Origin of the sequence: Variovorax sp. PDC80 (assembly GCF_900115375.1) — a bacterium.
Lineage (GTDB): Bacteria > Pseudomonadota > Gammaproteobacteria > Burkholderiales > Burkholderiaceae_C > Variovorax.
Genome location: NZ_FOWG01000008.1, coordinates 377,478 through 403,078 on the forward strand (window position 1 = coordinate 377,478; position 25,601 = coordinate 403,078).

Genomic DNA, 25,601 nt, shown 5'->3' on the forward strand with positions numbered 1-25,601 from the left:
GATACGGCCTGTTGGCGGCGCCGGGGTTAAAACGGCGCCGCCATCTGGTAACAGCTTGCAAGCCCCGTGACCGGGGCCGCGGATTCAGGCCGCTGCGGCCATGCGTAGCAGCTCGTCGCCCTCGGCCACCTGCTCGCCGGGCGCAAACAGCAGCTCCTCGACCGTGCCGTCGGCCGGCGCAGCGATGGTGTGCTCCATCTTCATCGCCTCCATCACCGCCAGCGGCTGGCCGCGGCTGACCTTGTCGCCGGCCTTGACCGCGAAGGACACGACCTTGCCCGGCATCGGTGCCGTGAGGCGACCGCCCTCGGCCTGCGTCTCGCCCGCATGGGCGAGGCGGTCGATGGCGGTGATGCGGGTCGCGCCGCCCGCGGCGAACACGTGCGCGGTGGCGTCGTCGAGGTAGACGTCGAGCGTCTGGCGCTGGCCCGCGAACTCGAGCTCGATCTCGCCCGCGGGCAGGCGGCCGACGACCAGCGGACCGGCCACGCCGCCGGCCTCGAGCCACAGGCTGCCGTCGCGCTTGTAGGTCAGCAGCGCGCTCTGTTCTGCGCCGCGGAATTCGAAGTCGAAGCGCCGCGTGTACTCGCCGAGCGCGCGCCAGCCGTCGCGGCGCGCGAAGGGATCGATGCTGCCGGTGGGCGCCGCGGCGAGCGCGGTGCGCGCCACGGCCGCGGCCGCCGCCAGCGGCAGGCCCAGGGTCTCGCGGTCGAACAGCACGGCGCGCTCGCGCTCGATCAGCGCGGTGTCGAGGTTGGCCTTCGAGAACGACTCGGTCGCCAGCACGCCGCGCAGGAACTGCACGTTGGTCGCCACGCCCACGATATGGGTCTGCGCCAGTGCCGCGTCGAGCCGCGCGAGCGCCTCGTCGCGCGTGGCGCCATGCACGATCAGCTTGGCGATCATCGAGTCGTAGAAGGGCGAGATCTCGCCGCCCTCGCGCACGCCGTCGTCGATGCGCACGCGGCTGCGCTGGAAGGCCGTGGCCTGCGGCTTGCGGTAGATGCGCAGGGTGCCGGTGGCGGGCAGGAAGTTGTTGTCGGGGTTCTCGGCGCAGATGCGCGCCTCGATCGCATGGCCGTGGATCCGCAGTTCGGACTGCTGCACGGGCAGCGTGCCGCCCGCCGCGACGCGCAGTTGCCATTCGACGAGGTCGAGGCCGGTGATGGCTTCCGTCACGGGATGCTCCACCTGCAGGCGGGTGTTCATCTCCATGAAGAAGAAGTTCATCTCCCCGCCGTCGCGCTGCTCCACGATGAACTCCACCGTGCCCGCGCCCACGTAGTCCACGGCACGCGCCGCGGCCACCGCGGCCTCGCCCATCTGCTGGCGCATCGCCTCGGTCATGCCGGGCGCGGGCGCTTCCTCGAGCACCTTCTGGTGGCGCCGCTGCACCGAGCAGTCGCGCTCGAACAGGTAGACGTAGTTGCCGTGGCTGTCGCCGAAGACCTGGATCTCGATGTGGCGCGGGCGCTGCACGTACTTCTCGATCAGCACCGCGTCGTCGCCGAAGCTGTTGATGGCCTCGCGCTTGCACGAGGCCAGCGCGGCCTCGAAGTCGGCCGCCTTGTCGACCGCGCGCATGCCCTTGCCGCCGCCGCCCGCGCTGGCCTTGATCAGCACCGGGTAGCCGATGCGGTCGGCCTCGCGCTGCAGCAGCGCCGGGTCCTGGTCATGGCCGTGGTAGCCGGGCACCAGCGGCACGCCGGCCTTCTCCATCAGCTGCTTCGACTCGGCCTTCAGGCCCATGGCCTTGATCGCCGAGGGCGGCGGGCCGATGAAGACCAGGCCGGCGTCGGCGCAGGCCTGCGCGAACTCCTCGTTCTCGCTGAGGAAGCCGTAGCCCGGGTGCACCGCCTCGGCGCCCGTGGCCTTGGCAGCCTCGAGGATCTTCTCCCAGCGCAGGTAGCTGTCCTTCGGCGCGCTGCCGCCCAGGTGCACCGACTCGTCGCAGGCGCGCACGTGGTTGGCATGCGCGTCGGCATCGGAGTACACGGCGACCGTGCGGATCGCCATGCGGCGCGCGGTGGCAGCCACGCGGCAGGCGATTTCACCGCGATTGGCGATCAGGATCTTCTTAAACATTGGACGAGTCTCCCGGAGGATTCTTTTTCAGTTGAAACGCGGGCACGACGCCCGGATCGGGCCGGCCGCTGAAGATGCGGGCGACGCGGGCGAACAGCGCCCTGAGGAAGCGCCAGCTCTTGCGGATCAGCCACACGCTCGCGACCAGCACGAGCACGAACAGCACGAGGAAGACGAAGGGATGCGCCACGGCCAGCCACAGGCCCGCGGGCACCATGGTGTCTTCCACCAGCGAGGCGCCCACGTTCGAGAACGGCTCGGGCGAGGTGTTGATGGCCGCGCGCGTGGTGGCCTTGGCCGCATGCGCGGTGGCCGCGAAGCCGCCGCCGAGCAGCGCCGCCACCAGCGCCATCGCGCCATGGTCGACGCCGAACACGCTGGCCGCAAGCGCCGCGCCGGCCGGAATGCGGATCGCTGTGTGGACCACGTCCCAGAGCGAATCGAGCCCCGGGATCTTGTCGGCGAAGAACTCGACGAACACCATGAAGCCGCTGGCCGCGATCACCACCGGATGCGCGAGCAGTTGCAGCCCGCCCGGCAGCGGCACCCAGCCGAGGTAGCCGACCAGGCCCGTGAGCAGCACCACCAGGTACAGCCGCACGCCGCTGGCCCAGCCGATGGCGGCGGCCAGGGCGAGCAGCTGGGGCATGTCGAGCGCGGTCATGGGATGAAGGAGCCGGTCAGGACGACGCGCCCGCGAGCCAGGACGGCTTGCGCTTCTGCAGGAAGGCCTGCACGCCCTCGCGGCCCTCCTCGCTGGCGCGGATGTCAGCGATGCCCTCGACCGTCTTCGCGATCAGCGCGTCGTCGATCTCGCGGCCCGCCACGTCGGCCACCAGCTGCTTGCAGGCGCGCACGGCGGCCGGGCTCGCGCCGGTCAGCGCCTTGAGCAGTTCGTCGACCTTGGCATCGAGCGCATCGGCCGCCACCACCTCGTGCACGAAGCCGATGCGGTGCGCCTCGGCGGCGCCGAAGCGCTCGGCCGTGAGGAAGTAGCGCTGCGAGGCGCGCGTGCCCATGGCGCGCAGCACGTAGGGGCTGATGGTGGCGGGCACCAGGCCGATCCTGACCTCGCTGAGGCAGTACCAGGCGCTGTCCACGCTCACGGCCATGTCGCAGGCCGCGACCAGCCCCATGCCGCCCGCGTAGACGTCGCCCTGCACGCGCGCGATGGTCGGCTTCGGGCACTCGGCGATGGTGCGCAGCATGGCGGCGAGCTTGCCGGCGTCGGCGATGTTCTCGTCGCGGTTGTAGTCGGCCATGCGGCGCATCCAGTTGAGGTTGGCGCCGGCGCAGAAGGCCGGGCCGTTGGCGCCCAGCACGATGGCCTTGACCTGCGGTGCCGCGCCGGCCTCGGTGAAGGCCCGCGTCAGCTCGGCGATGACCACGTCGTCGAAGGCGTTGCGTGCCTCGGGCTGGTCGAGCCAGATGCGCGCGACGGCACCGTCGATCGTGAGTTGCAGCTTGGTGAAGTCGCTCATGCCGCGTTCCTCCTCACATGCGGAAGATGCCGAACTTCGGCTCGGGGATCGGCGCGTTGCGCGCGGCCGCCAGGCCCAGCGCGAGCACGCGGCGCGTGTCGGCCGGATCGATGATGCCGTCGTCCCACAGCCGCGCGGTGGCGTAGTAGGGATGGCCCTGGTCCTCGTACTGCTGGCGGATCGGCGCCTTGAACGCCTCCTCCTCGTCGGCGCTCCACTGGCCGCCCTTGGCCTCGATGCCGTCGCGCCGCACGGTCGCGAGCACGCTCGCGGCCTGCTCGCCGCCCATCACGCTGATGCGCGCGTTGGGCCACATCCAGAGGAAGCGCGGGCTGTAGGCCCGGCCGCACATGCCGTAGTTGCCGGCGCCGAAGCTGCCGCCGATGATGATGGTGAACTTCGGCACGTTGGCGGTGGCCACGGCCGTCACCATCTTGGCGCCGTGGCGCGCGATGCCTTCGTTCTCGTACTTGCGGCCCACCATGAAGCCGGTGATGTTCTGCAGGAACACCAGCGGCGTCTTGCGCTGGCAGCACAGCTCGATGAAGTGCGCGCCCTTCTGCGCCGATTCGGAGAACAGGATGCCGTTGTTGGCGACGATGCCCACCGGCATGCCCTCGATCTCGGCGAAGCCGCAGACCAGGGTGGCGCCGAAGCGGGCCTTGAACTCGTGGAACTCGCTGCCGTCGACCACGCGCGCGATGATCTCGCGCACGTCGAAGGGCTTGCGCGTGTCGGTGGGGATCACGCCGTAGAGCTCCTCGCGCGGGAACGCGGGCTCGCGCACCGCGGCCTTGGCCGGGCCCTCGGCCGCCTTCGCGTTGAGGTTGGCCACCGCCGAGCGCGCGAGCGCCAGCGCATGCAGGTCGTTCTGCGCCAGGTGGTCGGCCACGCCCGACAGCCGCGTGTGCACGTCGCCACCGCCCAGGTCCTCGGCCGTCACCACCTCGCCGGTGGCCGCCTTCACCAGCGGCGGGCCGCCCAGGAAGATGGTGCCCTGGTTCTTCACGATGATCGATTCGTCGCTCATCGCCGGCACGTAGGCGCCGCCCGCGGTGCACGAGCCCATGACCACGGCGATCTGGCCGATGCCCTGGGCGCTCATGTTGGCCTGGTTGTAGAAGATGCGGCCGAAGTGCTCGCGGTCGGGGAACACCTCGTCCTGGTTCGGCAGGTTGGCGCCGCCCGAGTCGACCAGGTAGATGCACGGCAGCCGGTTCTGCTCGGCGATCTCCTGCGCGCGCAGGTGCTTCTTCACCGTCATCGGGTAGTAGGTGCCGCCCTTCACGGTGGCGTCGTTGCACACCACCATGCAGTCGACGCCGTTGACCCGGCCGATGCCCGCGATGATGCCGGCGCCGGGCGCGTCGCCCTTGTACATGCCGTGCGCGGCCAGCGGCGACAGCTCGAGGAAGGGCGTGCCCGGATCGAGCAGCTCGGCCACGCGCTCGCGCGGCAGCAGCTTGCCGCGCGCCGTGTGCTTGGCGCGCGCGGCCTCGCCGCCGCCTTGCGCAACCGCGGCGAACTGCGACTGCAGGTCGTCGACCAGCGCGCGCATGGCGGCGGCATTGGCCTGGAAGTCGGCCGAGCGGGCGTTGAGTTTGGTTTCGAGTTGGGTCATGGTGCAGTCAATGTCGGGAACGGGGCGCGCGGCCCCCGTGTTCAGGCGGTGCGCGCTTCGTCGAGGCCGAGCTCGGCCTTCATCTCGTCGCGGATCTTGAACTTCTGGATCTTGCCGGTCACGGTCATCGGGAAGGCCGGCACGAAGCGGATGTACTTCGGCACCTTGTAGTGCGCGATCTGGCCCTTGCAGAACTCGCGCACCTCTTCCTCGGTGACGCTCTGGCCGGGCTTGGCGATGATCCAGGCGCAGAGCTCCTCGCCGTACTTGCGGTCGGGCAGGCCCACCACCTGCACGTCCTGCACCTTGGGGTGACGGTAGAGGAACTCCTCGATCTCGCGCGGGTAGATGTTCTCGCCGCCGCGGATCACCATGTCCTTGATGCGGCCCACGATGTTGACGTAGCCCTCGGCGTCCATGGTCGCGAGGTCGCCGGTGTGCATCCAGTGCTCGGCATCGATGGCCTCGCGCGTCTTGGGCTCGTCGTCCCAGTAGCCGTGCATCACCGAATAGCCGCGCGTGCAGAGCTCGCCCGACTGGCCCGGCGGCATGGTCCTGCCGGTCTCGGGGTCGACGATCTTCACCTCGAGGTGCGGCTGCACCGTGCCCACGGTCGACACGCGGCGGTCGAGCGGCGTGTCGGTGCTGCTCTGGCAGCTCACGGGGCTGGTCTCGGTCATGCCGTAGGCGATGGTGATCTGCTCGAGGTGCATCTCGCTGACCACGCGCTTCATCACCTCGATCGGGCATGGCGAGCCGGCCATGATGCCGGTGCGCAGGGTCGAGAGGTCGAACTCCTTGAAGCGCGGATGGTCGAGCTCGGCGATGAACATCGTGGGCACGCCATGCAGGCCGGTGCACTTCTCGGCCTGCACCGTCTCGAGCACGGTCAGCGGATCGAAACCGTCGTTCGGATAGACGATGGCCGAGCCGTGCGTGAGGCAGGCCAGGTTGCCGAGCACCATGCCGAAGCAGTGGTAGAGCGGCACCGGGATGCACAGCCGGTCGTCCGGCCCGAGCTTCATGCACTCGCCGATGAAGAAGCCGTTGTTGAGGATGTTGCGGTGCGTCAGCGTCGCGCCCTTGGGAAAGCCCGTGGTGCCGCTGGTGAACTGGATGTTGATCGGGTCGGTGGCCTTCAGCGTCTTCTGCACCGCGGCCACCTTCGGGTCGGCCGCGTCGCCGCTGGCCAGCAGCGCCGAGAAGCGCCGCATGCCGGGCACCTCGGCGCCCTCGCCGGCCTTGTCGATCCAGAAGGTGTGGGCCAGTTGCGGCAGCCGCTTCGGGCCGAGCTCCTGCAGCATGCCGAGGTAGTCGCTGGTCTTGAACTGCGCCATCGTCACCAGCGCCTTGCAGCCGACCTTGTTGAGCGCGTACTCGAGCTCGGCGGTGCGGTAGGCGGGATTGATGTTGACGAGGATCAGGCCGACCTTGGCGGTGGCGATCTGCATCAGCACCCATGGCGCGTTGTTGTGCGACCAGATGCCCACGCGGTCGCCCGGCGCGAGCCCCAGCTTCAGCAGCGCGCTGGCGAGCCGGTCCGACTCGGCCTGCAGTTCGCGGTAGCTGAAGCGCAGGCCTTCGTGGCGGCTCACGAGTGCCTCGCGATCGGGTTGCCGCTCGACCATGTCGTCGAAGAAGTCGCCGATGGTCTGTTCGATGAGGGGGACGTCGGTGGCGCCCTTGCCGTAGCTCTCGGTCAGTGCTGCAGTCATGTTGATGTCCTTGTCTCCTGGTCTGCGCCCTCCCGCGGGGAGGGGGAACGACGGCTTATGCGGTCTCGGCGAACAGCTCGCGCCCGATCAGCATGCGCCGGATCTCGCTGGTGCCCGCGCCGATCTCGTAGAGCTTGGCGTCGCGCCACAGCCGCTCGACCGGGAATTCCTTGGTGTAGCCCACGCCGCCGAGCGCCTGGATCGCCTCGCCGGCCATCCAGGTCGCCTTCTCGGCCGAGTAGAGGATCGCGCCGGCCGCGTCCTTGCGGAAGGTGCGCGCATGGTCGTTGCGGTCGCAGGCCTTGCCCACGGCGTAGACGTAGGCGCGCGTGGCCTGCCAGGTCGAGTACATGTCGGCGATCTTGCCCTGCATGAGCTGGAACTCGCCGATGCTCTGGCCGAACTGCTTGCGCTCGTGGATGAAGGGCAGCACCGCATCCATGCAGGCGGCCATGATGCCCAGCGGGCCGCCCGAGAGCACGGCGCGCTCGTAGTCGAGGCCGCTCATCAGCACCTTCGCGCCCTGGCCCTCGCCGCCGAGCACGTTCTCCTCGGGCACCTCGCAGTTGTCGAAGAACAGCGGGAAGGTGTTGGAGCCGCGCATGCCGAGCTTGTCGAGCTTGGTGCCGGCCGAGAAGCCCTTGAAGCCCTTCTCGACGATGAAGGCGGTCATGCCGCGCGCGCCCATCTCGGGCTCGGTCTTGCCGTAGATCACCAGCGTGTCGGCGTCGCCGCCGTTGGTGATCCACATCTTGCCGCCGTTGAGCACGTAGTAGCCGTCCTTCTTCTCGGCCTTGAGCTTCATGCTGACCACGTCGGAGCCGGCATTGGGCTCGCTCATGGCCAGCGCGCCCACGTGCTCGCCGCTCACCAGCTTGGGCAGGTACTTCTTCTTCTGCGCCTCGCTGCCGTTGCGGTGGATCTGGTTCACGCACAGGTTCGAGTGCGCGCCGTACGACAGGCCGACCGAGGCCGAGGCGCGCGACACCTCTTCCATCGCCACGATGTGGGCCAGGTAGCCGAGCTCGGTGCCGCCGTACTCCTCCTTCACGGTCATGCCGTGCAGGCCGAGGTCGCCGAGCTTCTTCCAGAGGTCGTGCGGGAACAGGTTCTCGCGGTCGATGTCGGCGGCGCGGGGCGCGATTTCATTCGCGGCGAAGTCCTGGATCGCGCTGCGCAGCGAGTCGATGGTCTCGCCCAGGTCGAAGTTCAGGCCGGGATCGTGCATGGGTGTTGTCTCCTCTGAAGGGGGCCGGCGCGTGGGGCTGCCCGCGCCACGACGCGCTGGAAAGGCGCCAGCTTACGCCTCGTCGCGCCGCAATTGGCGCCACAATGGTTGCAATTTGCGCCACGCCGGCTCCGCCTCGCCATGTCCTCCCCCTCCTTCCTCCGCCCCGCCCGCGCGGTCACGCCGATGGCCTTCGTGCGAGCCATCGTCAAGGGCTACGAGCGCTACGACCAGGACCCGTCCGAGGCGCTGAAGGCGGCACAGATCACGCCGCGCGAGCTCGCGCGGCCCGGCGCGCGCGTGACGGCGGCGCAGTTCGAGGCGCTGTCGGGCCACGCGATGCAGGAGCTCGACGACGAGGCGCTGGGCTGGTTCTCGCGCCGCCTGCCCTGGGGCAGCTACGGCATGCTGTGCCGCGCCTCGCTGACCTCGCCCGACCTCGGCGTGGCGATCAAGCGCTGGTGCCGCCACCACCGGCTGCTGACCGAGGACATCGGCCTCGCGCTCGAGGTGGCGGGCGGCGTGGCCACGCTGCGCATCGGCGAGAACCGGCCGCTCGATCCGGCCTTCCGCGAGTTCTGCCTCGTGACCAGCCTGCGCTTCATGCACGGCTACATGTGCTGGGCCATCGATTCGCGCATCTCGCTGCGGCAGGCCGGCTTTCCCTTTCCCGCGCCGGCGCACCGCGACGCCTACGCGGCGATGTTCACGCCCGAGGTGCGCTTCGACGCGGCGCGCGCGAGCATCGCCTTCGACGAGCGCTACCTCGCGCTGCCGCTGCAGCGCGACGAGCGCGCGCTGCGCACCATGCTCAAGCGCGCGCTGCCGCTCACGATCCTGCAGTACCGGCGCGACCGGCTGCTGGGCCAGCGCGTGCGCGAGCTGCTGCGCTCGCGCGCCGCCGAGACCACCACCGCCGAGGCGCTGGCCACGCTGCTCAACGTGTCGAGCCGTACCCTGCACCGCCAGCTGCAGGAGGAAGGCAGCTCGCTGCAGGCGCTCAAGAACGAGGTGCGGCACGAGCTCGCGGTCGACCTGCTGCGGCGCACCCACCGGCCGATCAAGCAGGTCGCGCTGGCGGCGGGCTTTCGCAACGAGAAGAGCTTCTCGCGCGCCTTTCTACAATGGACGGGACTCGCACCCAGGGACTTCCGGCAGCAGGCCGCCACGCCAGCGCCCGGGACGTCACGCACCCGAGACCTCCCTCCATGAACGGTTACGCGCGGATTCGCAAGCTCCGGGTCTTCGGCGCCCGGGTCTACATCCACTGGTCCGCCCTCCTGGTCGGGGCCGGCCTGTTCCTTTTGTGCATCCGCACGCCGCTGCTCGCGGTCATCACCATCGTCTCCTACTTCGGCATCATCTTCCTGCACGAGGCCGGCCACGCGGGCTTCGCCCGCCGCATGGGCTACCGGCCGTTCGCGATCTACCTCGGCGTGATCCACGGCGTGTGCGACTACGAGGAGCCCTACAGCCACAAGGACGAGGCCATCGTGGCCTGGGGCGGCGTCGCGGCCCAGATGATGGTGGCGCTGCCGCTGATCGCGCTGGCCGCCACCACGCCGCTGGCGAGCGTGCGCGGGCTCGGGCCGGTGGTCGCCTTCCTCGGCTACTTCAACCTCGTGTTCGCGCTGCTCAACCTGGTGCCGGTGGCGCCGCTCGACGGCGCCAAGGCCTGGGCACTGATCCCGATCGCGCTGGCCGAGCGGCGCCACAAGGCGCAGGCCGCGCGCCGCTCCGGCAAGCGCTGAACCGCGGCGCTCACTGCGCCTCGATGCTCAGTTCGCGCATGCGCCGCGTGATGACGTCGAACTCGGCGCGGTAGGCGCTGGCGAACTGCTCGGGCGTGCTGTTCATGATCTCGAAGCCGCGGGCCACGAACTGCTGGCCGACCTCGGGCGCGCCCACCACCTCGCGCACCTCCTTCGCGAGCCGTTCCACGACGGGCTTCGGCGTGGCCGCGGGCGCCAGCAGGCCGATCCAGACGTTGCTGTCGTACAGCGGGTCGTCGAAGCCCAGCTCGTGCATCGTCGGCACCTGCGGCAAGGTGCTCGAGCGCTGGCGCCCGAGCACGGCCAGCGGCACGATCTTGCCGCCCGGCACGTGCTGCATCGCGCTCGCCACCGACGACAGGCCGATGTCGACCGTGCCCGACAGCAGGTCGGTGACCACCAGGCCCTCGCCGCGCTGCGGCACGTGCACCATGCCGCCGCCCAGGCTGCGGTTGAGGCTCTCGCCGGCCAGGTGGCCGAGGCCGCCGATGCCCCAGGAGGCATAGCTGAGCTTGGCGCCGCCGGAGCCGGCCTTGGCCTTGAGGTCGGCGAGGCTGCGCAGGCCAGAGCCCGGATGGGTCGAGATCAGCGCCGGGCTGCGCACGATCTGCGTGATCGGCGCGAAGTCCTTGCGCGGGTCGTAGGCCAGCGTGCGGTAGAGCGCGGTGTTGTTGATCTGCGAGTCGGTGATCGTCATCAGCAGCGTGTAGCCGTCGGCCTTGGCGCGCGCCACCTCGGCGGCGCCGATGGCACCGGCCGCGCCCGCCTTGTTGTCGATCACCACCGGCTGGCCCAGCGCCTTCGACAGGCGTTCGCCGACGGTACGCGCCACGTAGTCGGTCGCACCGCCGGCCGGATAGGGCACGACGATGCGGATCGGCCGCGACGGATAGGCCTCCTGGGCGGCGGCGGGAACGGCGAAGGCCAGCGCGGCGCAGGCGATCGAAAGCAGCTTGAGCATGGGTCTTGTCTCCTCGTGGGTTCTCGTGTTGTCTGGCGCCGCGCGTCAGCAGCTCGCGGCGCGCTCGGGCTGCGAGGGCACCTCGTTGTGCCGCTCGTCCTCGAGCGCCTGCGCCACCAGCCGGCGGAACTGCACCAGCGCCGAATCCATGGCCAGCGGCAGCATCGGCAGCAAGGGCGCGTGCTCGATGTTGCGGGCCTGCGCGGTGATCATGTCGCGGTCCTCGTTGAAGGCCACGATCAGGCTGTCGTAGAGCGTGCGCGTGAGCTGCTCGCCGCCGAGCGAGGGCCGGTGCGCCTGCTGGAAGAAGTAGTGGGTGCTGGTCTCGGTCTCGGGCGTCAGGGTCTGGCAGCTGTGCAACTCGACGGCATGGCGCATGTCGCCTTCGGCGTCCTCCACGGGGCGCCCGCCCGACTGCATCAGCAGCGTGCCCGGCAGCACGAAGTCGTAGACGAACCAGCGGTCGAAGCGCGCCTCGGGCGCGAAGGGCCGCGCGCCGGCCCAGTGCGCGGGCGGCGGCACGTTCTCCACCCGGCGCGTCACGCGCAGGCCGCGCTCGATCTTCTCGATCTCGGGCCGCGCCTGCGCAATCGCGGTCGAACCGCCGAGCGTCTTCTCGTGCACGTAGCTCAGGTGCGAAAAGTCCAGCAGGTTGTCGCAGATCAGCAGATAGGGCGTGTCGTAGTGCAGGTAGCCCGGGATGTGGCGCCACTCGGGGTGGTCGCACGAGAAGTTGTCGGGCAGCAGCGCCGTGTCGGCGCGCTCGGCCTCGCCCATCCACACGAACACCCAGCGGTTGCGCACCGCCACCGGATAGCTGCGCACCCGTGCGCGCGGCGGCACCGTCGCCATGCCCGGCACCTCGACGCAGAGGCCGCGCGCATCGAACTTGAGCCCGTGGTAGCCGCAGCGCACGCAGTCGCCCTCGCGCCGGCCCTTGGACAGCGGCGCGTGGCGATGGCAGCAGCGGTCCTCGAGCGCCACCACCTCGCCCTGCGCGGTGCGGTACAGCAGCAGCGGCTCGCCGATGACGGTGCGGTGGAACAGGCCCTCGGCGGGAATCTCGTGGTCCCAGGCGACCACGTACCAGCAGTTGCGGATGAACATGCGCGTTCTCGTCTCCATCGTGTGCGGCGGGATCGTGTGCCCGCCGCTGCCGCGATCGTGGGGCGAACGGCCGGGCGGCGCGTCCCCCGCGAAGGGGACGGCAAGGACTTCGATCAGCGAGGGAGGGTCAGGCCGCGAGCCGCACCAGCGCGGCGCGGTCGTGGATGCCGAGCTTGAGGTAGGCGCGCTTGCGCAGCGTGACCACGCTCGAGGGCGCGATGTCGAGGTCGGCCGCGATGCCGTCGGCCGTGAGCCCGCAGGCGATGCGCGCCGCCACGTCGAGCTCGCGCGCGCTCAGCGCGATTGCCAGCGCCGCGATACGCGCGCGGGCCAGCGCGATGCGGGTGTCCATGTCGGGCCCGACCCCGCCCGCGCCCACCAGGTTGCGGTGCACCTGCCGCAGTAGCGGCGACACCGCGAGCACGCGCTCGATCTCCTGCGGCGCGAAGCGGCCCATGGCCTCGCTGCGGTAGAGGTTGATCGAGAACGCGGTGCGCGGCGCCGGCATGTAGAGCAGCGCCAGCCGCTCCGAGAGATGCTCGCGCTCGTAGATCTGCTGGCGCCAGCCGGCATCGGGGATGTCGGGCGAGCGCATGTGCAGCACCGTCATCGCGGCCGACTCGCGGGTCTGCACGCGCATCTGCCGCGCGATGCGCGTGGCGTCGTCGAAGCGGTAGAAGTGGCGCCGGTACTGCGCGAAGCAGTCGCGCGTGACGTTGGGCGTGGCCGCGTGGAACGCATGCCCCTCGATCTGCGCCGGCGCCTCGTCGCCGTGCGACACCAGCGAGATGAACTCCACCGGCAGCAGCGCATTGAGGAAATGCAGCATCGCGCGCGCCGGCGCCGCGTCGCGCGGTGCATCGAGCAGCAGCGAGACCGCGCGCAGGTCGAGCACGGCCGACGACGGCCGGCCGAGGGCGGCATCGGAGACCTGCCAGGTGGATTGCGGCGGCGTCGGCTGCATGCCGGAATTGTGGCGGCCGTCGGCGCGGCGCGGAATGCCTGGCGCTCGGGATTAACCCGCGCCGGGCTTCAGGCGGCCGCCGCGTGGCCCCGGCTCAACGCGGCGAAGGTCCGGGCCTGCCACGCGAACTCCTCGGCGAAGGCCTCGGGGTCCGCGATCGCGTAGGCGCCATAGGCATAGACCGTGGCGTAGGCCGCGTACTCGGCGGCCTGCAAGGCGCGCCCGGCCACGGCCTGGAACACCGCATAAGTCGCGGACACCGCCGCATGGGCCGACGCATCGATCGAGGCCGAGCCCGGATGGCTGGCGGCGATGCGCGCCATGCGCTGCGCCGCCTGCGCGAGTTCGGCGCGGCTGCCGCGGCCTTCGAGGTACGCACCGAGCCCGTCGAGGCACTGCAGCGCCTCGGGCGCTTCCAGCAGATGCCGCACGCGCTGCACGCAGGCGAAGCCGAAGCGCAACCGCAGCGGCTCCTGCGCCGCGTCCTCGAGCCGGGCCGCGGCGGCGAGGCGCTGCAGCGCCTCGTTCATGTTGGGGTGGGCGCGGCGCGCAGGCGGCCGAGCACCTCGGGATTGACGACGTTGCTCGGCTGCCCGCGCGCGAAGGCCACGATCTGGTCGAACACATCGGAGAACTGCAGCTCGTACTCCTCGCGCGTCACGTAGCCGATGTGCGGCGTGCAGACCAGGTTCGGCAACCGCAGCAGCGGATCGGCGGGATCGACCATCGGCTCGGTCTCGTAGACGTCGACCGCGCCCATGCCGGGCCGGCCGACCTGCAGCGCGGCCACCAGCGCACCGGGCTCGATCAGGCCGGCGCGGCTGGTGTTCACGAGGATCGCGTCGGGTTTCATGCGCGCGAGGTCCTCGCGCCGCACGATGCCGCGCGTGGCCGGCACCAGCCGCATGTGGAGCGAGATCGCATCGCAGTCGCCGAAGAAGCGCTCTCGGTCCGGCGCGCATTCGCGGCCGTCCGCGCGCGCCCGGGCCATCGACTCGGGCCGCGCCCACACGCGCACCTTCATGCCGAAGGCCTCGGCGTAGCCCGCCACCGCCTGCCCGATGCGGCCATAGCCATAGATCCCGAGCGTCTTGCCGCGCAGCGTGCTGCCCACGCCGGTCTGCCAGCCGCCGCGCTGCAGCGACGCCATCTGCTGCGGAATCCGCCGCGCCGCGCACAGCAGCAGCGCCCATGTGAGTTCGGCCGCGGCGTAGGAAGGCGTGCCCGCATGCTGGTCCGACGACAGCACGATGCCCAGCCGCGTGCAGGCCTCGACGTCGATGTGCGGATAGACGCTGCGCTGGCTGATCAGCCGCAGCCGCGGCAGCCGCTCGAGCACCGGTGCGCGCAGCGCGGTGCGCTCGCGGATCAGCACCACGGCTTCGGCCTGCGACAGCCGCTGCACCAGCGCGTCGGGCTCGTCCACATGGTCGTTCCACACCGTCACCTCGTGCCCGTCGAGCTTGGCGAAGCAGGGCAGCGTGCGCAGCGTGTCGAAGTAGTCGTCCAGCACCGTGATGTTCATGGCGGCGGATTCTGTGCCCGCAACCCGGCTGCGTAAAATGAATTTATCTGGACCATTGCTGCAATCGCCTCATGAAAGTGGACATGCTCGGCCTGCAGGCATTCCTCGCCGTGGCGGAGCACGGCAGCTTCCATGCCGGCGCCGATTCGCTGCACATCACCTCCACCGCGCTGACGCGCCGGCTGCAGAACCTCGAGGCGGTGCTCGGCGTGCAGCTGGTGGAACGCACCACGCGCTCGCTGGCGCTCACGGTGATCGGCCAGAACTTCCTGCCGCAGGCGCGGCGGCTGCTCGCCGACATCTCCTCGGCCATGCTCGGCATCCGCGAGGCCGGCCAGGCCTCGCGCGGCAACGTGACCCTGGCCTGCGTGCCGACGGTCGGCGTGCAGTTCCTGCCCGCGGTGATCCAGGCCTACAGCGCCCTGTTCCCCGGCAACCGCATCAAGATCCTCGACCACTCGTCGGCCGGCGTGGCCGGCGCGATCCTGCAGCGCGAGGCCGAGTTCGGCATCAGCATCGCCGAGTCCTACGAGCCCGAGCTGGAGCGCATCCCGTTGCTGGAGGACCGCTTCGTGCTCGCCTGCCGCGACGACCATCCGCTGGCGCGCCGCCGCAGCATCGCCTGGTCGCAGCTCGAAGGCCACGCGCTGATCGTGCCGGGCCCGGGCAGCAGCAACCGCCCGCTGCTCGATGCGGCGCTGGCACCGAGCGGACTGAACCTGCCCTTCGTCTACGAGGTGCAGCGCAGCTCGACCGCCGTCGGGCTGGTGGCACAGGGTGTGGGCGCCGCCGTGGTGCCCCGGCTGTCCGTGCAGGCCGGCACCTACCCGCGCATCGTGCTGATCGCGCTCGCGCAGCCCACGGTGCGGCGCAGCTTCGCGCTGCTGTCGCGCAAGGGCGCGGTGTTGTCGCCCGCCGCGCAGGCGCTCTACCGCCTGATCCTGTCGATGGCGAAGCCGGCGCGCGGCCGGCGCGCTCAGGCCGGCTGAGCGATCTTCGCGAGTGCCTCGGCGATCGAGGCGCTGTCGGTGGGCCGCACCAGCTTGGCCACTTCGCGGCCGTCGCGCATGAACACCAGCGTGGGCCACAGCTTCACGCCGAACGAGCGGCCCAGCGGACGCCCGCTGCCGTCCTCGACCTTGATGTGGCGCAGCCCCGGATGCTGCGCGAAGGCGGCGGCGATGTCCGGCTGCGCGGCCTTGCAGACGCCGCACCAGTTGGTGCCGAACTCGACCACCGCGGGGCCTTGCAGGGCGTCGATCTCGCTGCGTTCGGGCTGTTCGGTCTTGTACTCGGAGGTCATGCGCGGGGGCTCCTGGTGGGCATTGGATGGTGTGCCGGCGCCGCCGGCGGCCGGTCGTGATTCGATTCGAACAGAAAGCCGGCAGCCCTGCCGCCGGTGGGTGTTCGCTTCAGCCGATGGGCCGGTGCGCCGCGAGCAGTGCCGGCAGTTCGGCCATGTCGCTGAACACCTGCACCGCGCCGACGCTGCGCAGCGCCTCGGGCCCGCTGTGGCCCGACTCGCCCGTGCTGTAGCCGAACACCATCGCGCCCGCCGCCACGCCCGCCATCGCGCCCGTGACCGTGTCCTCGACCACCGCGCAGCGCTTCGGATCCACGCCCAGCGCCGCCGCCGCCGCGAGGTACACGTCGGGCGCCGGCTTGGAGCGCGGCATCTCGTGGCCGCTGAAGATCCGACCCGCGAAGCAGTCGAGGATGCCGACCTTCTCGAGCTGCAGCTCGACCTTGAAGCGATCCGCGCCCGAGGCGCAGGCGATGCGCCCGTCGAGCTGCTCGAACAGCGCGCGCACCGCGGCGGGCGCGTTCGGGATCGCCGTCAGGTCCCGCTCGAGCGCCTCGTTGCGGCGCTCGCGAAAGCCATGCAGCCATTCGGGCGTGATGCGAAAGCCGGTCTTCGACTCGATCAGGTCGGCTTCGTCCTTCACCGCCTTGCCGGTGAAGATGCGCATCGATTCGTCGGTGGTGAGAGGCCAGCCCAGTTCGCCGAGCATCTCGGCAAGCACGCGGTTGGTGATGGGTTCGGAGTCGACGAGGACACCGTCGCAGTCAAAGAGAACCGCGGCAAAAGGAAAAGAGGACATGCCAGAGATGGTACCGGCCGAGCAAAGCGAAGGCCCGTCCAGTCCCCAAAGGCCGAGCGAAGCGATGGCCCGAACCACTCCCCTCTGGCTGTGCCGAGGAGCGCAGGCGTAGGCGGGATCAGGGCCGCAGCTGTCTGAGCGGAGCGCAGCGCAGCGAGTTCTGCGGACCCCCGCCGTAGCCGAGCACCGCAGGTTGCCCGCAGCGAAGCGGAGGGACACAGACAGTGGGGTCGCCTTTTCTTTGGTTACTTTCTTTTGGCGAAGCAAAAGAAAGTGACTCGCCCGCCGGGGCGAAACCCGGCCGACGGCCTGAAAAAAGAAGCAGCCCCCAACTCAGCGCGCGTGCGTCACCCCCCCATCCACCACCAACGTAGACCCCATCACATAGTCCCCCGCATTCGAAGCCAGAAAGATCGCCGCCCCCGCCATGTCCTCGGGCTTCCCGATCCGCCCCGCCGGAATCCGCCCCTTGATCTCATCCCCATGGTCCCGGGCATCCTTGTTCATGCTCGACGCAAAGGCCCCCGGCGCAATCGCACTCACCACGATCCCGTCCTGCGCCAGCCGCAGCGCCATGCGCCGCGTGAGCTGGATCAGCCCCGCCTTGCTCGCCGCATACGAGTAGGTCTCCTGCGGATTCACCGAGATCCCGTCGATCGAGGCGATGTTGATCACCTTCGCGAGGTGATCGCCCCCCGCGGCCGCCTTCTTCAGCAGCGGCGTCAACGCCTGCGTCAGGAAGAACGGCGTCTTGAGGTTCAGGTCGACCACCTTGTCCCACCCGCTCTCCGGAAACTCCGCATAGGGCGCCCCCCAGGCGGCACCGGCGTTGTTGACCAGGATGTCCAGCGAGGACTCGTGCTTCGCGAACGCGGCGACCAGCGCCTGCGCCCCTTCGAGCGTCGACACGTCGGCCGGCAGCGACACGCAATGCCCGAAGGCCGAGAGCTCCTGGGCGGTCTGGTCGCAAGCCTCGGCCTTGCGCGCCGAGATGTAGACCCGCGCGCCCTGCGCGAGGTAGCCCTCGGCGATCATGCGGCCGATGCCGCGCGAGCCGCCGGTGATGAGGGCGGTGCGGCCCTGGAGCGAGAAGAGTCGGGTGGTGTCCATGTGCGGCGTCTCCTGGTGTGCCTGGGCCGCCCGATGGAAGAAAGGCAAGGGCAGCCGGAGGCCGCAGCTTAGTGCCGGCGCCGCGCCGCGGGCGTCACCTTGGCGCCAGCAGCAGGCGCAGCTGGCTGTCGAAGCGGCGCGGCTCGCCGGTCACGGGATCGGTGAAGGCGATGGAGCGCGCCAGCAGCTGCAGCGGCCGGTCGAAGTCGTCGGTGTCGGCCGGCGTCAGCACCGGATAGAAGGGGTCGTTCACGATCGGCATGCCCAGCGCCATGCAGTGCACGCGCAGCTGGTGCCGCCGGCCCGTGACCGGCGACAGCGCGAGATGCGCGAGGCCGTCGAAGACCTTCAGCACCGCGATGCCGGTCTCGGAGTTCGGCTCGCCGGGCGCCTCCTTCACCTGCATGAAGTGCGCGTCGTCGACCAGCCGGCTGCGGTAGACCGACGGCAGCGCGGCCGCGGCGGCCGCGCCGCCGGGCAGCGGCACGATCGCCTCGTAGTCCTTGTGCACCGTGCGCTGCGCGAACATGGTCTGGTAGGCGCCGCGCGTCTCGGGCCGCAGCGAGAACAGCAGCAGGCCCGCGGTGCTGCGGTCGATGCGGTGCAGCGGCGACAGCGCCTCGATGCCGAGCTTGCGCTTGAGCCGCACCAGCAGGCTCTGGTGCAGGTACTTGCCGGTGGGCGTGACGGGCACGAAGTGCGGCTTGTCGACCACCAGCAGGTGTTCGTCGCGGTACAGCACCTGCTCCTCGAACGGGATCGCCGGCTCGGTGTCGAGCGCGCGGTAGTAGAAGACGCGCAGCGGCGCCTGGTAGCGGCGCTCGGGCGTGACGAGCACGCCGTGCTCGTCGACCACCTCGCCATCGCGGATGCGCCGCATCCAGGCCTCGGGCGCGATCGCGGTGAAGCGCGCGATCAGGAAATCGGCGATGGTGGGCCAGTGGTCCTCGGTCGGCAGGCCGACGCAGCTCGCGCTCACGCCGTCGCGCATCGGCAGCGGCGGATGGGCGAGGCGGCCGCGGCTCATGCAAGGGCCTCTTCGAGCAGCGCGGCGATCTCCGCAGCCGACGGCCGTGCGGCCACGTCGGGCTGCAGGCTGCGATCGCGCAGCGCCGTCATCGCGGGAAGCGGTTCATCGCAGCGCGCGGCCAGTTCCTCGAGCAGGCAGCCGAAGGCGCGTACCTCCAGTTGCCGCGCGCGTGCCGCGGCATCGGCGGGCAGCGCATCGGCGAACCAGGCGGCGCCGAAGTCGCCGAGGCGCGCGCCCTGCTCGGGATGCCAGAGGATGTTGTGGGCATAGAGATCGCCATGCACCAGGCCGCGCGCATGCAGGTGCCGCATCGCCGCCGCGATGTCGCGCGCGATGCGCAGCGCGGTGGCGGCGGACCAGCGGGCCTGCTCGGCATAGACGTCGCGCGTGCACGAGGCCAGGCTCGGCGGCCCCGCGAGCGTGCGGAACGATGCCGGCACGCGCGCCATCACCAGGCCCTGCGTGCCCTCGGGATGGCCGTCGATGCGGCCCTGCGCGCCGATCAGGGTGGCATGGGCGCCGGCCGCGATGCTGGCCGCGAGCTCGCTGCGCGCCCAGCCGTCGCTGGTGACGGCCCCCTTGAAGAGCTTGACCGCGACCGGCTCCCGCTCGTTCAGCAGCGCCTCGTGGATCATGCCCGAGGCGCCTTCGCCGAGCTTCGCGCCCAGCCGCAGCGCATGCCAGTCGATGCGCGGCACCGAGGGCGCGAGCGCCGCGGCATCCTCGTCGCGTGCATCGAAGGCATTGCCGGCGGCGGCCAGCCACGACAGCCGCGGCATCGACCACAGCCAGCCGGGCGGCGCCGCGAAGCGGTTGGCGGAGATGCGCAGCAGCTCGAGCCGCGTGCAGCCGGACAGCGTCTCGGGCAGGCTGCTCAGGCGGTTGCCCGCGAGCATCAGCTTCTGCATGCGCGCGCAGTCGCCCAGCGTGTCGGGCAGGCGCTCGATCGCGTTGTCGGTCAGGATCAGCCAGCGCAGCGAGGGCGCGAGCGACGCGGCCGGCACCTCGGCGATGCGGTTGGCCTTGAAGCCGACGATGTCGAGACTCGCGCAATCGCCGATCGATTCAGGCAGCCGCGTGAAGCGGTTGTCGGAACAGAACAGCACGCGCAGGCGGTGCAGCCGGCCCAGGTCGTCGGGCAGGCGGTCGAGCGCATTGCCCGTGAGGTTCAGCACCTCGAGCGTGTCGGCCAGCTCGAAAATCTCGCGCGGGAATTCCTCGAGGCCGCAGCCCAGGTCGAGCCGCGTGGCGCCGGCCAGCCGGCCCGCGCGCAGATCGGCCAGCGTGTGCGACATGTTCATGCCCGCGAGTCTATGCGCGGCCGTCCGCCGCGCCGCGCCGGCTTCAGTGCAGGGCGCCGAAGCGGTAGATGCCGTCCGCGCCCAGCTCGCGCTTCACCTGCCCCGAATACCAGAGCAGGTGCAGGTGCGCCACGGTCTCGCCCATCGCGAAGGTCATCTGGTGCAGGTCGAGTTCGCGCTTGAACAGGATCGGCAGCCCCTCGAAGGCGGTGATCGGCCGCGCCAGCGCGACCTCGAGCAGCTCGGCCAGGCGGTCGCGGTGGTGCTCCTGCAGCTGCTCGACGCGGCGGTGGATGCCGGTGAAGGGCTTGCCGTGCGCGGGCAGGCCGAGGGTGTCGGCGGGCAGCGACTTGAAGCGCTCGATGCTGTCGAGGAACAGCCGCAGCGCATTCGCCTCGGGCTCGCCCGCGTACACGCTCACGTTGGTCGAGATGCGCGGCAGCATCATGTCCCCGCCCAGCAGCAGCTTGAGGTCGTCGCAGTACAGCGCGATGTGCTCGGGCGCGTGGCCGTAGCCGCTGATGCAGCGCCAGGCATGGCCGCCGATGTCGACGCTGTCGCCGTCGAGCATGCGCACGAAGCTCTCGGGCACCGAGGGCACCATGTTGGCGTAGTAGTTGGTGCGGCCGCGGATCTTGTCGAGCGCCTCGGGGTTGGCCAGGCCGTGCGCGCTGAAGAAGCGCGCGGCATGCTCGCCGCCCGCCAGCGTGTCGCCGCTGCTGCAGAGCACGCGTGCCACGTGGTAGTCGGTGGAGCTGATCCACAGCGGCACGTTCCAGCGCTTGCACAGCCAGTCGGCCAGGCCGATGTGGTCGGGGTGCATGTGGGTGACGATCACGCGCACGATCGGCAGGCCCTGCAGCTGGGTCTCGAACACCTGCTCCCACTGGGCCCGCGCCTCGTCGCGCGAGATGCAGCAGTCGACCACGGTCCAGCCCTCGACGCCGCGGTAGTTGTCGCGCAGCAGCCAGAGGTTGATGTGGTCGAGCGCGAACGGCAGCCGCATGCGGATCCAGCGCACGCCGGGCGCCACTTCGAGGGCCTCGCCGGGGGCGGGCAGGGTGTCGCCGAGGGGGTAGTGGAGTTCGCGTTCGAGCAGATTCATGTAGGATTGACGTTTACGTAAACGTCATGGGTTGAGGGCACCATTGTAGAGAGCGCGGCGCAAATGTGCTGTCGCCCCCGCAACGCCCCCTTTCCGGCGCCTCCCGTGTTCCCTGAACAAGCCCTCATGCCAGCGCAAACCTTCACCATCAGCCAGCTCGCGAAGGAATTCGACCTGACGACGCGGGCGATCCGCTTCTACGAGGACATGGGGTTGCTCACGCCCGAGCGTGCGGGCCTGCAGCGCATCTACAGCGCGCGCGACCGGGCCCGCCTCACGCTCACGCTGCGCGCCAAGCGCCTGGGCCTGAGCCTGACCGAGGCCAAGGACATCCTCGACATGTACGACAGCCCGCGCGACACGGTGCCGCAGCTCGAGCGCTTCCTCAGCATCCTGGGCGCCCACCGCGCGCAGCTCGAGGGCCAGCTCGCCGAGCTGCAGGCCAATATCGCGGAAGTGCGTGCTCACGAAAAGAAGGGCCAGACGGCACTGGCGCGCGCGCAGAAGGCCGAAACCGCCGGCAAGCCCCAGGCCAGGCCACCGCGACCGGCCCGAACCACCGCCTGAGAGAGCCCCCCGGCGCCGGGCGCCGCCGCACCGAATCCCCCTCCACCTCACCGACAATCCCCGCATGTCCGAATCCCTCGACGACCTCTTCGCCCACAACCGCGCCTGGTCCGCGCAGATGGAACGCGACCGGCCTGGTTTCTTCACCAGCCTGGTCAAGCAGCAGACGCCGCGCTACATGTGGATCGGCTGTTCCGACAGCCGCGTGCCGGCCAACCAGATCACCGGCCTCGAGCCCGGCGAGGTGTTCGTGCACCGCAACGTGGCCAACATCGTGGTGCACTCCGACCTCAACGCGCTGTCGGCGATCCAGTTCGCGGTCGAGCACCTGAAGGTCGAGCACATCATGGTGGTGGGCCACTACGGCTGCGCGGGCGTGAAGGCCGCGCTCAACGGCACCCGCATCGGCCTGGCCGACAACTGGATCCGCCACATCCAGGACGTGCGCGACCGCCACCACGTGATGCTCGACAGCTTCTCGGAAGAAGTGCGCGCCGACGCGCTGTGCGAACTCAACGTCGCCGAACAGGTGGTCAACGTGGCCGTCAGCACGGTGATGGTCGACGCCTGGAGCCGCGGCCAGAAGGTCACGATCCACGGCTGGACCTTCGGCGTGCACGACGGCCTGCTGCAGGACCTGGGCATGAGCGTGGAAGGCGACAAGTCGCTCGAATCGCTCTACCGCGCCGCGGTGCAGCGCGTGCGCCACAAGTACAGCCGCCCCGGCGAGCTGGTGACCAAACTCACGGGCAAGCCCGCTGCGGCGCCCGCGCCCGCTACTCCCACCACCCCCGCGGCCGACTGAGCCCGCGCCCGCTTCGGTCCATGTTCCCGCAGCGCCTCGACTCTCCGCTGGCCTACGACATCGCGAAGGCGATGATGGACGGCTTCAACCGGCACTACACGCTGTTCCGGGCCGAGTCGTCGCGCGCCAAACACCGCTTCGAGACCGCCGACTGGCACGGCCAGCAGCGCGCGCAGCGCGAGCGCATCGAGTTCTACGACCTGCGCGTGAGCGAGGCGGTGGCGCGGCTCGAGAAGGAGTTCAAGGCCGGCGAGCAGCCGATGGACGTCTGGCACCAGATCAAGCTGCACTACATCGGCCTGCTGGTCGACCACCACCAGCCCGAGCTGGCCGAGAGCTTCTTCAACTCGGTCACCACCAAGATCCTGCACCGCGCGTACTTCCAGAACGACTTCATCTTCGTGCGCCCGGCCATCAGCACCGAGTACATCGAGCCGCGCGGCATGCCCACCTACCGCGCCTACTACCCGGCGCACGCCACGCTGGCCGACAGCATCGAGCAGATGCTCGACGACTTCGCGCTGCTCGGCAGCTGGGCCCACAAGCGGCGCGATGCCGAGCGCGTGGCGAGCGCGATGCAGGGGCGCTTCCACCAGGTCAAGCTGCGCGCCAACTTCCAGCTGCAGGTGCTCTCGGGGCTGTTCTACCGCAACAAGGGCGCCTACGTGGTCGGCAAGATCATGAACGGCTTCGTCGAGCTGGCGTTCGCGCTGCCGATCCTGCACGACGGCCAGGGCCGCTTCCACGTCGACGCGGTGCTGTTCGGCGAGGACGACCTGCAGATGCTGTTCAGCTTCGCGCGCGCCTACTTCATGGTCGACATGGAGGTGCCCTCGGCCTGCGTGCAGTTTCTGCGCTCGCTGATGCCGCGCAAGCCGCGCGCCGAGATCTACAACGCGCTCGGCCTCGCCAAGCAGGGCAAGACGCTGTTCTACCGCGACTTCCTCTCGCACCTGAACTACTCGAGCGACCGCTTCCGCATCGCGCCCGGCATCAAGGGCATGGTGATGCTGGTGTTCGACCTGCCGTCGTTCCCGTTCGTGTTCAAGGTCATCAAGGATTTCTATCCGCCGCCGAAGGACACCACGCGCGAGCAGATCAAGGGCAAGTACATGCTCGTGAAGCAGCACGACCGCGTGGGCCGCATGGCCGACACGCTCGAGTACAGCGACGTGGGTTTTCCGCTCGACCGCTTCGAGCCCGCGCTGATCGAGGAGATCCGGAAGTTCGCGCCCAGCCAGCTCGAGATCGGCGATCGCGACGGCAACGGCGAGATGGAGCTGGTGCTCAAGCACGTCTACATCGAGCGCCGGATGATCCCGCTGAACATCTACCTGCAGGAGGCCTTCGACACGCTCGCGCATCCCGAGAGCCCGGCACAGGCCAGGCGCGCCAGGGAGCAGCTCGAGCAGGCGGTGATCGAGTACGGCAACGCGATCAAGGACATGGTGGCGGCCAACATCTTCCCGGGCGACATGCTGTGGAAGAACTTCGGCGTCACGCGCGGCGGCAAGGTCGTGTTCTACGACTACGACGAGATCGAATACATCACCGACTGCCAGTTCCGCAAGGTGCCCGCGCCGCGCAACGAGGAAGAGGAGATGAGCGGCGAGGTCTGGTATTCGGTCGGCCCGAAGGACGTGTTCCCCGAGACCTTCGAGCCCTTCCTGCTGGGCAACAAGGACGTGCGCGCAGCCTTCATGGCGCACCACGCCGACCTGCTCGACGCCGCTTTCTGGCAACACCACAAGGAACGCATCCAGGCCGGCCAGATGCTGGACGTGTTCCCGTACGAAGAGTCGCAACGCTTCCACGACGAGGAGCAGGCGGCGCATTCCTGACGGGCCTTCGCATCCGCGGACCCGCATTCTTTTTCCAGCATCAAGGAGCACTCACATGTCCGAATCCATCGTCATCGTCGGCGCCGCCCGCACCCCCATGGGCAGCTTCCAGGGCGACTTCTCCTCCCTCGCGGCGCACGACCTCGGCGGCGCCGCGATCAGGGCCGCCATCGAGCGCGCAGGCATCGCGCCCGACAGCGTGGGCGAAGTGCTGTTCGGCAACTGCCTGATGGCGGGCCAGGGCCAGGCGCCCGCGCGCCAGGCGGCCTACAAGGGCGGCCTGCCCGACAGCGCCGGCGCGGTCACGCTCAGCAAGATGTGCGGCTCGGCCATGAAGGCCGCGATGCTCGCGCACGACCTGCTGCTGGCCGGCACGCACGACGTGATGGTGGCCGGCGGCATGGAGAGCATGACCAACGCGCCCTACCTGATGCTCAAGGGCCGCGGCGGCTACCGCATGGGCCATGACCGCATCTTCGACCACATGATGCTCGACGGCCTCGAGGACGCCTACCAGCCGGGCCGCTCGATGGGCACCTTCGGCGAGGACTGCGCGGCCAAGTACAAGTTCACGCGCGAGCAGCAGGACGCCTTCGCCATCGCCAGCGTCGAGCGCGCCAAGAAGGCCACCGACACGGGCCTGTTCAAGGACGAGATCGTGCCGGTCACGGTCAAGGGCCGCGGCGGCGACACGCTGATCGCCATCGACGAAGGCCCGGGCAAGGTCAAGCTCGACAAGATCCCGACGCTCAAGCCCGCGTTCAAGAAGGAGAACGGCACCATCACCGCCGCCTCGAGCTCGTCGATCAACGACGGTGCCGCCGCGCTGGTGATGATGACCGAGTCGCATGCGAAGAAGATCGGCGCCAAGCCGATCGCGCGCATCGTCGGCCATGCCACGCACGCGCAGCAGCCCGAGTGGTTCTCGACCGCGCCGGTGGGCGCCGTGGCCAAGCTGTTCAAGAAGACCGGCTGGAGCGTCAAGGACGTGGACCTCTGGGAGGTCAACGAGGCCTTCGCGGTGGTGCCGATGGCGCTGATGCACGAGCTCGACGTGTCGCACGACCGCGTCAACATCCACGGCGGCGCCTGCGCGCTGGGCCACCCGATCGGCGCCAGCGGCGCGCGCATCATGGTCACGCTGATCCATGCGCTGAAGGCGCAGGGCAAGAAGCGCGGCGTGGCCACGCTGTGCATCGGCGGCGGCGAAGGCACCGCCGTGGCGCTCGAACTGCTGTAAAAGGTACGGCGCCCGTCCGCCGGCCCGGGCCGCCCGCCGCC

24 protein-coding genes are annotated in these 25,601 nt (G+C 70.1%); 7 read left to right on the forward strand and 17 right to left on the reverse strand.

From position 1 onward, the window contains the following. Positions 1–84: 84 nt before the first annotated feature. From BM109_RS24075 to BM109_RS24100, 6 genes are read right to left on the reverse strand one after another with little or no spacing between them, the layout of a single operon-like run. Positions 85–2,085 (reverse strand): acetyl/propionyl/methylcrotonyl-CoA carboxylase subunit alpha, encoded by a 2,001-nt coding sequence (locus BM109_RS24075; protein ID WP_093348202.1) that lies wholly within the window; start codon positions 2,083–2,085, stop codon positions 85–87. Then, complete coding sequence (locus BM109_RS24080) at positions 2,078–2,749, reverse strand: DUF4126 domain-containing protein (RefSeq protein ID WP_093348205.1); 672 nt, start codon at positions 2,747–2,749, stop codon at positions 2,078–2,080. The genes BM109_RS24075 and BM109_RS24080 overlap by 8 nt, the downstream gene beginning before the upstream one ends. 16 nt (positions 2,750–2,765) lie before the next feature. Continuing rightward, positions 2,766–3,566, reverse strand: a complete 801-nt coding sequence (locus BM109_RS24085) for an enoyl-CoA hydratase/isomerase family protein (protein ID WP_093348207.1) — start codon at positions 3,564–3,566, stop codon at positions 2,766–2,768. 13 nt (positions 3,567–3,579) lie between these two features. Next, on the reverse strand, positions 3,580–5,187 hold the full coding sequence (locus BM109_RS24090; RefSeq protein ID WP_057590701.1) for a carboxyl transferase domain-containing protein: 1,608 nt from the start codon (positions 5,185–5,187) through the stop codon (positions 3,580–3,582). Between the two features lie 41 nt (positions 5,188–5,228). Further along, entirely contained in the window at positions 5,229–6,902 is a 1,674-nt protein-coding gene (locus BM109_RS24095) for an AMP-binding protein (RefSeq protein WP_093348210.1), read from the reverse strand. Positions 6,903–6,957: 55 nt separating this feature from the next. Then, the gene (locus BM109_RS24100) at positions 6,958–8,130 is read right to left on the reverse strand and encodes an isovaleryl-CoA dehydrogenase (RefSeq protein ID WP_057590699.1); all 1,173 of its coding nucleotides are present in this window, start codon (positions 8,128–8,130) and stop codon (positions 6,958–6,960) included. A 141-nt stretch (positions 8,131–8,271) separates the two neighbouring features. Here BM109_RS24100 and BM109_RS24105 point away from each other — a divergent pair, with 141 nt between their 5' ends. Then, the gene (locus BM109_RS24105; RefSeq protein ID WP_093348213.1) at positions 8,272–9,342 is read left to right on the forward strand and encodes an AraC family transcriptional regulator; all 1,071 of its coding nucleotides are present in this window, start codon (positions 8,272–8,274) and stop codon (positions 9,340–9,342) included. Next, positions 9,339–9,881: a zinc metalloprotease gene (locus BM109_RS24110; RefSeq protein WP_093348215.1), complete on the forward strand. Its 543-nt coding sequence runs from the start codon at positions 9,339–9,341 to the stop codon at positions 9,879–9,881. The genes BM109_RS24105 and BM109_RS24110 overlap by 4 nt, the downstream gene beginning before the upstream one ends. A gap of 10 nt (positions 9,882–9,891) precedes the next feature. Here BM109_RS24110 and BM109_RS24115 read toward each other — a convergent pair whose 3' ends face one another. The 5 genes from BM109_RS24115 to BM109_RS24135 form a co-directional block, all read right to left on the reverse strand. Then, a complete protein-coding gene (locus BM109_RS24115) occupies positions 9,892–10,863 on the reverse strand; it encodes a Bug family tripartite tricarboxylate transporter substrate binding protein (RefSeq protein WP_093348218.1) in 972 nt (323 codons plus the stop codon). A 45-nt stretch (positions 10,864–10,908) separates the two neighbouring features. Next, positions 10,909–11,970: an aromatic ring-hydroxylating dioxygenase subunit alpha gene (locus BM109_RS24120; RefSeq protein ID WP_093348221.1), complete on the reverse strand. Its 1,062-nt coding sequence runs from the start codon at positions 11,968–11,970 to the stop codon at positions 10,909–10,911. A gap of 127 nt (positions 11,971–12,097) precedes the next feature. Then, a complete protein-coding gene (locus BM109_RS24125) occupies positions 12,098–12,934 on the reverse strand; it encodes a helix-turn-helix transcriptional regulator (RefSeq protein WP_093348224.1) in 837 nt (278 codons plus the stop codon). Between the two features lie 68 nt (positions 12,935–13,002). Further along, positions 13,003–13,464, reverse strand: a complete 462-nt coding sequence (locus BM109_RS24130) for a hypothetical protein (protein ID WP_093348227.1) — start codon at positions 13,462–13,464, stop codon at positions 13,003–13,005. After that, a complete protein-coding gene (locus BM109_RS24135; RefSeq protein WP_093348229.1) occupies positions 13,461–14,459 on the reverse strand; it encodes a D-2-hydroxyacid dehydrogenase family protein in 999 nt (332 codons plus the stop codon). The genes BM109_RS24130 and BM109_RS24135 overlap by 4 nt, the downstream gene beginning before the upstream one ends. A 71-nt stretch (positions 14,460–14,530) precedes the next feature. On the opposite strand from BM109_RS24135, the gene BM109_RS24140 reads away from it, so the two are divergent. Next, entirely contained in the window at positions 14,531–15,448 is a 918-nt protein-coding gene (locus tag BM109_RS24140; RefSeq protein WP_093348233.1) for a LysR family transcriptional regulator, read from the forward strand. Here the strand turns inward: BM109_RS24140 and BM109_RS24145 are convergent. The 6 genes from BM109_RS24145 to BM109_RS24170 all read right to left on the reverse strand — a co-directional run bounded on the left by BM109_RS24145 (position 15,436) and on the right by BM109_RS24170 (position 21,107). Next, positions 15,436–15,762 carry a thioredoxin family protein gene (locus BM109_RS24145; protein WP_093348235.1) on the reverse strand — a complete coding sequence of 109 codons (327 nt, stop codon included), beginning with the start codon at positions 15,760–15,762 and terminating at the stop codon, positions 15,436–15,438. The genes BM109_RS24140 and BM109_RS24145 overlap by 13 nt on opposite strands. Positions 15,763–15,871: 109 nt before the next feature. After that, positions 15,872–16,561: an HAD family hydrolase gene (locus BM109_RS24150; RefSeq protein ID WP_093348238.1), complete on the reverse strand. Its 690-nt coding sequence runs from the start codon at positions 16,559–16,561 to the stop codon at positions 15,872–15,874. Between the two features lie 333 nt (positions 16,562–16,894). Further along, positions 16,895–17,671, reverse strand: a complete 777-nt coding sequence (locus tag BM109_RS24155; RefSeq protein WP_093348240.1) for an SDR family oxidoreductase — start codon at positions 17,669–17,671, stop codon at positions 16,895–16,897. Positions 17,672–17,765: 94 nt separating this feature from the next. Further along, complete coding sequence (locus BM109_RS24160; protein WP_093348243.1) at positions 17,766–18,698, reverse strand: pseudouridine synthase; 933 nt, start codon at positions 18,696–18,698, stop codon at positions 17,766–17,768. Beyond that, complete coding sequence (locus tag BM109_RS24165) at positions 18,695–19,996, reverse strand: leucine-rich repeat-containing protein kinase family protein (RefSeq protein ID WP_093348412.1); 1,302 nt, start codon at positions 19,994–19,996, stop codon at positions 18,695–18,697. The genes BM109_RS24160 and BM109_RS24165 overlap by 4 nt, the downstream gene beginning before the upstream one ends. Before the next feature lie 49 nt (positions 19,997–20,045). Next, positions 20,046–21,107: an MBL fold metallo-hydrolase gene (locus BM109_RS24170; RefSeq protein WP_093348245.1), complete on the reverse strand. Its 1,062-nt coding sequence runs from the start codon at positions 21,105–21,107 to the stop codon at positions 20,046–20,048. 126 nt (positions 21,108–21,233) lie between these two features. Between BM109_RS24170 and BM109_RS24175 the strand changes: the two genes are divergently transcribed. The 4 genes from BM109_RS24175 to BM109_RS24190 all read left to right on the forward strand — a co-directional run bounded on the left by BM109_RS24175 (position 21,234) and on the right by BM109_RS24190 (position 25,560). After that, the gene (locus BM109_RS24175) at positions 21,234–21,674 is read left to right on the forward strand and encodes a MerR family transcriptional regulator (protein WP_093348248.1); all 441 of its coding nucleotides are present in this window, start codon (positions 21,234–21,236) and stop codon (positions 21,672–21,674) included. A gap of 64 nt (positions 21,675–21,738) precedes the next feature. Further along, on the forward strand, positions 21,739–22,479 hold the full coding sequence (can, locus tag BM109_RS24180) for a carbonate dehydratase (protein WP_093348250.1): 741 nt from the start codon (positions 21,739–21,741) through the stop codon (positions 22,477–22,479). Between the two features lie 20 nt (positions 22,480–22,499). After that, entirely contained in the window at positions 22,500–24,320 is a 1,821-nt protein-coding gene (aceK, locus tag BM109_RS24185; RefSeq protein WP_093348253.1) for a bifunctional isocitrate dehydrogenase kinase/phosphatase, read from the forward strand. A gap of 55 nt (positions 24,321–24,375) precedes the next feature. Next, positions 24,376–25,560 carry an acetyl-CoA C-acyltransferase gene (locus BM109_RS24190; RefSeq protein ID WP_093348255.1) on the forward strand — a complete coding sequence of 395 codons (1,185 nt, stop codon included), beginning with the start codon at positions 24,376–24,378 and terminating at the stop codon, positions 25,558–25,560. Positions 25,561–25,601 lie beyond the last annotated feature (41 nt).